Genomic DNA, 11004 nt, shown 5'->3' with positions numbered 1-11004 from the left:
TGTGAGTTGGCCTGATTATACACCACTTGGAGCCGGTAGACGTAAGCCGGGGATCAGAAACGGCGTCATTCTCACGGTAGGCATAAGTCCCAGTAGACCTGCCATGAGCGGGGCGATGGCCAGTTGGGGGATAGGTTCATCATATACACCAGGAGTAAAGGGACGTCCGATTCCATATAATGCAACCTCACGTTCTTCCGGTGTTGTTCCACCATGTTGGCCCGATACGGTCATACCGTGATCTGCTGTGATGAGTATAGTGTATCCGGCTGCAATCCACTGAGGTACGGCCAACGCCAGAATACTGTCTGCGATACGGACAGAGCCTTCGTACTCTTTACTCCCACCACCAAAGCGATGCCCGGCATCGTCAATGTTCATCGAGTGTACATATAGAAAGTCTGGATTGTAGGCCTGCCTCAGGAATTCAGCATCGGCAAACAAGTGGGAGTCAGGATACTGATCCTCGAAATAGAATGATCCATGCATAATGGGGAGCTGCTCATCATGTTGATGGCGATCCCGTAGTGGATTGAACGGCGCCTTGTTATATAGCTCGCTCACCCAATGGTACGCAGCTGCTGCAGTGGTTAAACCCGCATTTTTTGCCAAATGAAACAAACTTTCCTCTCCACTAAGTCTTACAACCTGGTTGGTGGTTATTCCGTTCATATAAGCGGGTGTCCCTGTAAGTAATACTTCATATAGGGGACGTGACAAACTAGGAAGCTCCGAGATCACTTTGTAGCGAGCCGCCTGCCCCTTTTCCACCATATGTTCTATATAACCAAGCCACTGTGTAGCCCCTTGATAGCGGAGGCCGTCAAGAACAACAGTAATCAGACGGGGCCCGAGTCCTACAGATTCCCCCAGCATTTTACCATGTACACGTTGTTGCACCATTATATTATCTCCCTTCGATAAGAATTAGGTCTGAATCCAAGCCATCTGATAGTCGTTCAGTAGGGGAAGCCAGGGCTCTGGAGGAGAGGTGTCACTAACGATGGTATTTACGGCCTCCAGGGGAATGATCTGTACAAAAGCATCCTTGCCAAGCTTACTATGATCTGCGAGTACAATGACTTCATTTGCCGATTGAGCAAATAGCTTAGACATGCGACATTCATGGATATCATAGTCGCTGATTCCCCGTTCGGTGGTTATCCCACCTGCGGAGAGGAATGCCTTATCGACATTGAACTGCTTCATCATCTCTTCTCCAATGACACCCGAGAGTGATTGCTGCTGAGGATTTAATTCGCCGCCGATAATAATAACCGTACCTGTAAAACGCCCCATATTAAGTGACTCCATCAGACAAAAGGACACGGCGAGTGAATTCGTTAGTATCGTTAGGCGCTGACGACCTTGAATTGCCTTGGCGAATTCTAGTAAGGTGGTACCGACATCAATAGCGATCGTATCGCCGGATTTCACTAACTCGGCCGCAGCCTCCCCGATCCGCTGGTTATCTTCTTTATATATGGCTTGACGTTGGAGATACGGTGGCTCGTAGTTGCTAAATTTCTGGGGGATAGCTCCGCCATACACCCGATTTAGCAGTCCGTCATTTTCTAATTGCTTGAGGTCACGACGGACCGTTTCCTCCGAGACACCGAGCCGCTCCGCGAGCGTCAGTACTTTCACTTGCCCAGCACTTCTTAACTGTTCCAGAATGATCAACTTACGTTCTTCTGCCAGAATGGACAATAATTAGGCACCATCCTTCTCCAGAGGGATACATTGCGAAGTATAGACACATAACGTAACCTCTGATTGCTCACTCGGGCGGTAAGTACCTTGACCAGCCAGAATATCTACGGATAATAGAACACCTTCCGATTCCACACTATACCGAAGAATGTTACCAAGCATAGTCATAGAGACTACTTTGCCTGTCCAGTACAGTGGAATATCACCACCAGAAAAGGGTGGGGTGGCATAACCTGAGAGGGTAGTGGCAGCGATAAATTCTTGGGAACCATTCCAAGTAGATGGCATACCTTCCCCCGGCAACAGGATAATAGATTCAGGCCGGATGGCATAGCTAATATCAGGAACTTTGGCTAGGCCTGCTAGCCGTGCTGCTTGTTCAGGTTCCAGCACGTTATAGTTACCTATGAACCGTGCAACAAATTCTGTACGTGGAGCTGAATAAATCTGCTCAGGGCTGCCCTCTTGAACAATAACTCCATTTCGCATGACACAGATCCGATCCGAGATCATCAGCGCTTCCTCTTGATCATGGGTAACGAAGATCATCGTCATCATCAGTCGTTTCTGTAATTGGCGGATCTCCATGCGTAAATTCTTGCGAATTTTGGCATCAAGTGCACTAAGCGGTTCGTCCAGTAGCATCAGTTTAGGTTGCATAGCAAGCGATCTCGCCAGGGCTACCCGTTGTTGTTGTCCGCCTGAAAGTTCATGAGGATAGGCGTGATGTTTCTCCGATAGATCGACTAACTCTAGTAGCTCATTCACGCTTTTCGTTCGCTGTTCTTTTTTGATTCCTTTCATCTTCAAGCCGTAGCCGATATTCTCACTTACGCTGAGATTGGGGAACAGCCCATACGATTGAAACACCATGCCTACTTCGCGGTCGCGAGGAGCCAGGGAGGTGAGTTCGCGTTCTTCCAGTACAACAGAACCCGCTTCAATCTCGGTTAACCCGGATATACAGCGAAGCAGAGTGCTTTTACCACAGCCAGAAGGGCCAAGTAGGGTAATCATTTCCCCCTTAACTGCACTCAGGTGTATATTGTCTAACACGGTATTACCACCAAACCTTTTCGTAATGCCTGCAAGTTGTAAGTAGCTCATAGGCGGAGTCCCCCTTTCATGAAGTTGCCCATTTTCGTTAAGCCAATGGAAACGAGTAGAATAAATGAGAAATATAATATGGCGATGGTGCTAGCCAAATGTCCACTTTCCGATAGGCGATTATATAAATAGATCTGAACCGTCTCAATTTGCCCACCGACCAACATATTAGTGAGCACAAATTCACCGAAGAGCACGGAGAAGGATAACAAGATCGAGACCGTGATACCGGGCAGAATATTGGGGAGAATCACAGTACGGAAAGCGGTTATTTTACTCACACCTAGCATTTCTGCTGCATCTAGCAGTGCGGGGGCATCTACGGTCAACATGCTGTTACGCAGTCCTTGATACATGTAGGGTAGAATAGCCACAAAATATGCGCCAATGAGGATATAGGGTGTACCGGAAATAGCGATTGGACCGCTAGAGTAAGTACGAATGAGACCAACCGCAGCAACAATGCCAGGAACGGCATAGGGGAGGATCACCATACTTTTGAAAAGAAACTCCCAGCGTGGGAAATAAACGGTGACGATAAAGACGGTAGGTAGCATGATAATTAGACTGAGTAGCACGCTAATGCCACACAGATAGAAGGAGTTCCATAACGATTCTAGGAACCTAGCGTCGAGTGACATCTGCCGGAACCAGTCGAGCGTCCAAGTTTCAGGTAGTATAGTATGATCCCATTTACCAGCAAAAGCGTATAGCGCTGTTGCGATTAACGGGAGTAGCAAATAGAGTAGCAGGAAACTAATGAGTATCCGGTGATATCCCATTTTACGAGTCATGCTGATTCCCTCCCTGTTAGGGATTTCTGGTCTGTAGAGACTTTCTTTCTGGTTTGAAAAAGTCTAGTGCGCGGGGACTGGGGTGACTCCGAAGGTCCAGATGTAAAAGCTGCGACTTTGCGCGTCATCATACTGTTGATCCATACGGCTGCGATGGAGGTTGCCGCTAGAAGTACAGCCAGCGCCGAACCGAGCTGTGGACGAGTGACGACATCACCCGTGACAAGTGAGCTGATTCGCACAGCCAACAGGTTGTAGTTACTTCCTACGAGGGCATAGGCGGTAGCGTATGCTCCCATCGCATTGGCAAAGAGGATGCCAAGCGTACCCAGTAGTGCGGGAGCGATACAAGGCAGACCAATTGTAATCCAGAACTTGACGGGGGAGGCCCCGAGTAAATAAGACGCTTCACGCCACTGCTCACGGATGCCATAGAAGGAAGGGTAGACGAGCAGAATCGCCAGTGGGATCTGGAAATATACATAGACCAGTGTCAATCCCGTCCAACTATATAAATTAAATCCGGCAAAGATATCCCAGCCCCATTCATGGAACAGTAGGGTGAAGATCCCGTTGTTTCCAAGCAGAATGATGTAAGCGAAGGCAAGTGGAATTCCTGCGAAATTGGAAGTCATGTTGGACATCAACAGGATACGGTTTCGAACCGCAGGGGAGAAGAGTGTAATAGAATAGGCGGCTAATGCGCCGATTATAATGCCAGCAAGACTGGAGAACAAGGCAATGAGTACACTGTTCTGGATCGCTTTGAAATAAAAAGCGTTGGTTAGGGCGGTAACATATTGATCTAAGCTAAAGCCATCTCCGCTATCGTTCATAAAGCTCCCCGTTAGCATCGAAAATACGGGAACAAGCAGGAATCCTATAATTAACAAGGCAAACGGCAAGAGGCCAAGCAGGATCAAAGCGCGTCTGCCACGTTTCTTTTTCATTACGAATCACCACATTTCTGGAATAGTGGACCAACAGCTTATTTTTATTCGCAAAATAGCAGAGGCACCCCCTTACGAAGGCGCCACTGCGGACCCGGCTAGCCCGGGCTTACTTGTATCTTGAAGAGGTCAATTGAGTATTAATTTAGGTGAACAAGAACGCGTTCCTGCCAAAGTTGCGGCAACGTCTTCGCTGTTTCTTCCCAAACCTTGTAATCGCCAACGGGTTTAGCACTTGTATATTGATCTGCAGGGAGTAGTTTAGCGGCAACGTCTTCTGGAAGCTTAACGCTCGCTCGAATCGGTCTAGCGTATCCTTTAGCCAAATTAATTTGGCCTTCGTCACTTAGAATATAATCACGAGTCAGTTTTGCGGCATTAGGATGTGGTGCGTATTTATTAATAATGGTCGCATAACCACTAACTACGCTGCCTTCTTTAGGTATCGCCACTTCAAAACGCTCTTTGTCGAATTGATCCCGGTAGCCCAGTGAGTTGAAATCCCAGAGAATGGTTACTGGAACTTCACCTTTCTCGATGTTGGCAGGAGTTGCTTCGGATAAAGAAATGCGATTCTGTTTGGCCAAATCTTCGAAAAACTTAATGCCGGGTTCAATATTGCTTTCATCCCCACCAAATGCAATCGCCGCTGCTAGAACTGCCATTTGTGCTTGGGCAGCCTTGGTCACATCTCCGACAACGATTTTATAATCGCCATTTTTCAGATCTTCCCAACTTGTTGGCGGGTTTTTCACTAAATTTTTATCTGTTAGAAAAGAGATGGTCCCTTGATAACCTACGACCCAATGTCCATCGGCATCTTTACCCCAGCTCGGAATTTCATCCCAATTTGCGGTTTTGTAAGGTTGTGTTACCCCGGTTGACACAGCTACAGGACCGAAGGCTACTCCAACATCGCCGATATCGGCCGTTGGTTTATTTTTCTCCGCGTCGAACTTGGCGATTTCCTCAGCGCTGGACATATCCGTATCTTGATGGTCGATTCCATACTTCGTTTTCATATCAGACCAAGTATCTTTCCAATTCGCCCAACTATCCGGCATCCCCACGCTGACAACTTGGCCTTCTTCTTTAGCTAGCTTGGTCAGTTCCTCCAGACTAATCACCTTATCGGTGGAGTTTCCACCTGCTTCAGCAACGGCGGCAGTATTCTTATTTCCTCCTGAGCAAGCGGACAGCATCGTAACCAACGCTAGTGTTAGAATGACCCCAGTACCTTTTGACCATCTCTTTTTCATGGATTCTCTTTCCTCCCAAACTAGATTTGTGGATTATTTCATGATTGTTGTTGTTTCTGTATAGATTTAACTTTAATGGTGTATTGTTTTCCCAGTTTCAACGTAAAGATTGTAGTATGTAAAAGTAGTATTACACCTTGTTCAAAGTGGGTTGCCATATATATAGTAAAGTAAACCCACTATTTTCCAATAAGGAGAGTCCCATGAGAACATTTAAATGGATCACCATGTTCATTCTACTGATGGTAACAATATTATCTGGGTGTATGCAGAACGAGCAAAACTCAGCAGACAGTGTGGAGCAGTTGGATCAGAATGAGGTGAAAGAATTTATTTGGCCGGAGTCAACTCCATTAGAGCAGGGGCTGAACGAGGAGAAATTGAATCTAGCTGAAGAGCAGATCAAGGCAAATTATACTAGCTTATACAGTCTGCTCATTATTAAAAATGGTTATTTGGTGTATGAGAAGTATTTCGATTGGAAGAACGGCGAGACAACAACCGGTGTATATTCTATTACCAAAAGTGTGATTTCTGCATTAACTGGAATCGCCATCGATCAAGGATATCTTACGGGGACAGATCAGAAATTATCTTCGGTGCTGACGGAGATGTCGGAACAATCGGATCCGCAGAAAATGGATATTGCGCTGCATGATGCATTAACATTGTCAGGGGGGCTTGCCACAGTAGACGATGATTTCGAGAATTGGATTGTGAGCCCGGATTATCTTCAATTTGCAATGGATAAGCCGATGGTAACTGCTCCGGGAGCTGTTTTTAGTTACAGTACGGGTCTTCCACATATGCTGTCAGCGGTATTGTCTAGAACAACAGGGATGTCTACGAAAGAATTCGCCGACAAAAGTCTGTTCGGCCCATTGGATATTGTAGATTATCAATGGCAGCAGGACTCAACTGGGATGTACAATGGTGGTACCAATTTGTCTATGCTACCAAGGGATATGGCCAAGCTAGGATATCTTTACTTGCAACACGGCAAGTGGGGAGGGAAACAGATTATACCTGAAGCTTGGGTGGAAGAATCTACGCGCAAACAAATCAATGTGGATGCTAATACTGACTATGGCTATTTATTTTGGATAAAGACGATGCAGGATGAACAAGGGAATAAAATATCCGCCTATGAGGCAAATGGTTATAGAGGGCAACATATACGGATGATTCCAGAATTGAATACGGTGATTGTCATTACTTCGGACGCCGGATCCTCCGAGGTAGCCAATACCGATGAATTAATGGAGAAATATATCCTGCCTGCATTGCGTTAAAATAAAGAGCCATATATGGCTCAAAACCAAAATCAGCGGTTGACAGACCCTATAGTGGGAAGCAGCGTTACGTTTTGGAGGATGCTACCATCACTCCAAAACTCCACTGTTGTATTCGTTTGTGTCAACCACTGATTTTTAGATTTTCCTCATATATATGTATACAAAAAGGGTATACCGTCGCAATTTGGACGGTGTACCCTTTCGTATGCAGATCTATATTATTTGAGTGGTCTGGCAAAACGACCGAGAATTTCAGTGGATTGGACCACATTCATAAAGGCTTGATTATCGGTATCCACTACCGTTTTACGGACGGCTGCCAGTTCGTAACGAGTTGTAACTGTCATCAACATGTAATTCTCTTCTTCGCTGTACCCACCTTCGGTGTGCACACAAGTAATCCCGTGGTGGAGCTTGCGCAATTGGCAGAGCATTTGCTCTTTTTTCTTAGTGACGATAAAGCAGGTCACCTTAATATGTCCTACATGGATCATGTCCACAACTTTCCCTTTAACAAAGGTAGATAGCATAGAATAAAGGGCAAGGTCCCAACTTAAGAAGAAACCCAGCGCGAGAATAACAATTCCATTGAGGATAAATAGAATATTGCCCATCGCCACATCATGTTTGCGAGTTAGGATCGATCCGACGATATCAAAGCCTCCCGTTGATCCACCAACACGAAGTGAAAATCCGATACCTGCCGCAGAAATGATTCCTCCAAATACGGCGCCGAGTATTGGATCATTGGTTACTTGTACTTGAGGAATGATGGACATGAACCAGGTAGTGGCTACGACGGAAATGCAGCTTAGTATGATATAGCGTCTCCCGACTGATTTCCAGCCCCATATAATAAGCGGTACATTAATGATGAAATAAAGGATAGAGATATTCCAGTTAGTTAAATAGCCGATAATTGATGCAACGCCCGCTACACCACCCGACAGGAGTTGATGTGGAATAAGAAACAGATTAACTCCGGCTGCGACAAGAAGGGCAGACAGAAGGATAACCCCAACTTCCTCGGCCGGTTTGAGGGAAGCCTTTAATGGTTTGCGTATGAGTTCTGGATATTTAGTGAGATTCATGTCTGAGCCTTCTTTTCTACAATAGAGTATGTAATAGAATAATATTATCAGTTTAAATTATCTTTTTTATCGGCATACCTCACTATAATATTTATCACGATAAAACAAATATTTAGGAAAATTTGACCATACCAATGGATGCTTACTTATGGTTTCCCCAAAACACATAATAAATATATCTTTTCCGCACAACGTTACAGTGCAAAAACCAGTATAATCAAGTGAAATAAGTCTGTTCAAGGAGCAATCACATGGACACAACATTACTTATAGTAGAAGACGATATCAGTTTGAATAAAGGGATTGCGCTCACGCTAGCCCAAGACGATATTAAGATCAAGCAAGCTTATGACTTGGCAACCGCAGAGACGTTATTTGCCAATGGTGGAATCGATCTGATCATACTCGATGTGAATCTCCCAGATGGTAGTGGACTCGATTTCTGTGAGAAAATACGGCGGGTATCGAAGGTTCCTATATTATTTCTGACCGCAAACGATATGGAATGTGATATTGTGACTGGCTTTGAGCTTGGAGGAGACGACTATATAACCAAACCCTTCAGCTTAATGGTGCTACGGGCTAGGGTGATGGCTGTACTAAGAAGATCCGATCAACATAATGAGGACAAGCTGACCCTTGATCATATGACATTTGATTTTGGAAAGATGGAATTTCGTAGTCGTAATCAAGCCGTGATTCTAAGCAAGACAGAGCAGAAGTTATTGAAGATCCTTGTGACGAATAAGGGTAACATTCTGACGCGGGAGCAGTTGATGGATAGAATTTGGACGCATGAAGCGGAGTTCGTCGATGAGAATGCTTTGACTGTGACCATCAGAAGATTACGTTCCAAACTTGAAGACGAACCCTCTTCACCTAAGTACATCAAAACGGTTTATGGTCTAGGGTACGTATGGGCAGAAGGGAATGCGCATGAATAAGAACGGTGAGTATTATTTTAATAGAGTCTATCTGGTCTTCTCTATCTTGCTAACAGTACTGGTAATAGGGTATACGGGTGCAATACTATATACAGTCGGTTTCAACAGTAGAATAGTTTGGATGTCGGTTCTGTTCTTGGTGATTGTATTTGTGGTTGGAGGAGCCTCCGTTTGGAGTCTGAAATGCAGAATTGCTGGCGTGGTTAATAACCTGGATGATGTGATTGATGGGGCTATTAACGGTCAGGATCGGGTCACAGGTTACATGGAGACCAACATTTCATCCCTGGAAAATAAATTAATCCGTTATATTGATCTATCTACGACTCATGATAAAAAGGTAGAAGCTGAGAAAAACAAGATCAAAGAGCTGATATCTGATATCTCGCATCAGACTAAGACCCCGCTTGCGAACATCGTGCTATACAGTCAGCTTCTGGATGAGCATTCTCATTCCGGGCTAGATGAGGATACTCAGGGGTTCGTGACGCAAATTAAGTCGCAAGCGGACAAGTTGGATTGGTTGATCCAATCCCTGATCAAATTGTCCAGGTTAGAGACGGGAATCATTTCAATTCACGCCACGATCAACCCTATCATTGAGAGTATTAGCAAAGCGGTGTCGCAAGTATATACCCATGCGGAACACAAGAATATTGAAATAGCGATAGATTGTGATCAAGCCATTACTGCACGGCACGATATGAAATGGACAAGCGAAGCCCTGTTCAATATCATGGATAACGCAGTTAAATATAGTGATACAACAGGTAAAATACATATAGCAGCACAAGCCAATGAGATGTTCACCCGTATAGATATCTCAGATACAGGCATCGGAATAGACAATAGTGAGCTTAATGATATATTCAAGCGCTTTTATAGATGCAAGGCGACATCGAAATATGAAGGCGTAGGCATCGGTTTATTTCTAGCCAGAGAAATCATTAACTCTCAAGGAGGATATATCATATATCATGGCTTCTTCCACCGTGGGGCAGGGATCGACTTTTTCCGTCTACTTGCTGCGAATGTAATTACTCATATGATTGTGTCAACACTGTTATATTTCAGACATGGGAATGTTAGATTGATTTGATAGATTTAGTCTGTACCTAGCTCAGGGTACGGACCTTTTTTCAATAGGGAGATGAGAATAGCATTATGTCAATCTTACAAATACAAGATTTAAAGAAGTATTACGGTCAAGGTGATCATGTTGTCAAAGCGCTGGATGGTATTTCGTTAACGGTAGAGAAGGGGGAGTTTGTGGCTATCGTTGGCACAAGCGGAAGTGGGAAGAGCACGCTCCTTCACATGCTCGGAGGGTTGGACCGGGCGACGGAAGGCAAAGTATATGTGGACGGAAACGATCTCTTTGATATGAATGATGACAAGCTGACGATTTTCAGACGGAGATCCGTAGGCTTTATTTTTCAAAGTTATAATCTAATTCCTATCCTTAATGTTTATGAAAATATTGTACTTCCGATTGAGCTGGACGGTGCGAGAGTGGATAAAGGATATGTGAATCAGGTCATTGAGACACTGGGACTAAAGGAAAAGGTAAACAATCTTCCAGCGAATTTGTCCGGGGGCCAGCAACAGAGAGTGGCGATTGCCAGAGCCTTAGCCACTAAGCCTTCTATTGTCTTGGCAGATGAACCTACGGGGAATCTGGATAGCAAGACAAGCCAAGAGGTGCTCATCCTCATGAAACAAATGAGTCAGAAATTTAATCAAACGATCGTAATGATCACCCATAACGAAGGGATTGCCCAAACCGCTGATAGAGTGATCCGAATTGAGGACGGTCAAATTGCAAGCCGCTCCGAAGCTGGTAGGAGGTGA

At 45.0% G+C, this 11004-nt stretch carries 11 protein-coding genes; 4 read left to right on the top strand and 7 right to left on the bottom strand.

Going from position 1 to position 11004, the window contains the following annotated elements:
- Window positions 1-15: 15 nt before the first annotated feature.
- The 6 genes from NST85_RS27270 to NST85_RS27245 form a co-directional block, all read right to left on the bottom strand.
- Complete coding sequence (locus NST85_RS27270) at window positions 16-903, bottom strand: alkaline phosphatase family protein (RefSeq protein WP_246054289.1); 888 nt, start codon at window positions 901-903, stop codon at window positions 16-18.
- Window positions 904-927: 24 nt separating this feature from the next.
- Window positions 928-1710: a DeoR/GlpR family DNA-binding transcription regulator gene (locus tag NST85_RS27265; protein WP_127193712.1), complete on the bottom strand. Its 783-nt coding sequence runs from the start codon at window positions 1708-1710 to the stop codon at window positions 928-930.
- Between the two features lie 3 nt (window positions 1711-1713).
- Window positions 1714-2820, bottom strand: coding sequence for an ABC transporter ATP-binding protein (locus NST85_RS27260; protein WP_127193711.1), 1107 nt, complete (start codon window positions 2818-2820; stop codon window positions 1714-1716).
- Window positions 2817-3614 (bottom strand): ABC transporter permease, encoded by a 798-nt coding sequence (locus NST85_RS27255; protein ID WP_127193710.1) that lies wholly within the window; start codon window positions 3612-3614, stop codon window positions 2817-2819. The genes NST85_RS27260 and NST85_RS27255 overlap by 4 nt, the downstream gene beginning before the upstream one ends.
- Window positions 3611-4564: an ABC transporter permease gene (locus NST85_RS27250; protein WP_127193709.1), complete on the bottom strand. Its 954-nt coding sequence runs from the start codon at window positions 4562-4564 to the stop codon at window positions 3611-3613. The genes NST85_RS27255 and NST85_RS27250 overlap by 4 nt, the downstream gene beginning before the upstream one ends.
- A gap of 140 nt (window positions 4565-4704) precedes the next feature.
- Entirely contained in the window at window positions 4705-5823 is a 1119-nt protein-coding gene (locus tag NST85_RS27245) for an ABC transporter substrate-binding protein (protein ID WP_127193708.1), read from the bottom strand.
- A 203-nt stretch (window positions 5824-6026) separates the two neighbouring features.
- Between NST85_RS27245 and NST85_RS27240 the strand changes: the two genes are divergently transcribed.
- A complete protein-coding gene (locus NST85_RS27240) occupies window positions 6027-7115 on the top strand; it encodes a serine hydrolase domain-containing protein (RefSeq protein WP_127193707.1) in 1089 nt (362 codons plus the stop codon).
- A gap of 221 nt (window positions 7116-7336) precedes the next feature.
- Here the strand turns inward: NST85_RS27240 and NST85_RS27235 are convergent, their stop codons facing one another.
- A complete protein-coding gene (locus NST85_RS27235) occupies window positions 7337-8209 on the bottom strand; it encodes a YitT family protein (protein WP_127193706.1) in 873 nt (290 codons plus the stop codon).
- A gap of 251 nt (window positions 8210-8460) precedes the next feature.
- Here NST85_RS27235 and NST85_RS27230 point away from each other — a divergent pair, with 251 nt between their 5' ends.
- The 3 genes from NST85_RS27230 (at window position 8461) to NST85_RS27220 (ending at window position 11004) form a co-directional block, all read left to right on the top strand.
- The gene (locus NST85_RS27230; RefSeq protein ID WP_127193705.1) at window positions 8461-9153 is read left to right on the top strand and encodes a response regulator transcription factor; all 693 of its coding nucleotides are present in this window, start codon (window positions 8461-8463) and stop codon (window positions 9151-9153) included.
- Entirely contained in the window at window positions 9146-10252 is a 1107-nt protein-coding gene (locus NST85_RS27225) for a sensor histidine kinase (RefSeq protein WP_341190900.1), read from the top strand. Before NST85_RS27230 ends, NST85_RS27225 begins: the two co-directional genes overlap by 8 nt.
- Before the next feature lie 65 nt (window positions 10253-10317).
- On the top strand, window positions 10318-11004 hold the full coding sequence (locus tag NST85_RS27220) for an ABC transporter ATP-binding protein (RefSeq protein WP_127193703.1): 687 nt from the start codon (window positions 10318-10320) through the stop codon (window positions 11002-11004).

The organism is Paenibacillus sp. FSL K6-2524 (genome assembly GCF_038005525.1).
GTDB lineage: Bacteria > Bacillota > Bacilli > Paenibacillales > Paenibacillaceae > Fontibacillus > Fontibacillus anaericanus.
This window is presented reverse-complemented; position numbering and strand designations above follow the sequence as displayed.

Bases quoted from the DNA above. Each gene is read 5' to 3' on its own strand.
- NST85_RS27260 (WP_127193711.1), bottom strand. From the start codon at position 2,820: ATGAGCTACTTACAACTTGCAGGCATTACGAAAAGGTTTGGTGGTAAT.
- NST85_RS27240 (WP_127193707.1), top strand. From the start codon at position 6,027: ATGAGAACATTTAAATGGATCACCATGTTCATTCTACTGATGGTAACA.
- NST85_RS27250 (WP_127193709.1), bottom strand. From the start codon at position 4,564: ATGAAAAAGAAACGTGGCAGACGCGCTTTGATCCTGCTTGGCCTCTTG.
- NST85_RS27225 (WP_341190900.1), top strand. From the start codon at position 9,146: ATGAATAAGAACGGTGAGTATTATTTTAATAGAGTCTATCTGGTCTTC.
- NST85_RS27245 (WP_127193708.1), bottom strand. From the start codon at position 5,823: ATGAAAAAGAGATGGTCAAAAGGTACTGGGGTCATTCTAACACTAGCG.
- NST85_RS27230 (WP_127193705.1), top strand. From the start codon at position 8,461: ATGGACACAACATTACTTATAGTAGAAGACGATATCAGTTTGAATAAA.
- NST85_RS27255 (WP_127193710.1), bottom strand. From the start codon at position 3,614: ATGACTCGTAAAATGGGATATCACCGGATACTCATTAGTTTCCTGCTA.
- NST85_RS27235 (WP_127193706.1), bottom strand. From the start codon at position 8,209: ATGAATCTCACTAAATATCCAGAACTCATACGCAAACCATTAAAGGCT.
- NST85_RS27220 (WP_127193703.1), top strand. From the start codon at position 10,318: ATGTCAATCTTACAAATACAAGATTTAAAGAAGTATTACGGTCAAGGT.
- NST85_RS27270 (WP_246054289.1), bottom strand. From the start codon at position 903: ATGGTGCAACAACGTGTACATGGTAAAATGCTGGGGGAATCTGTAGGA.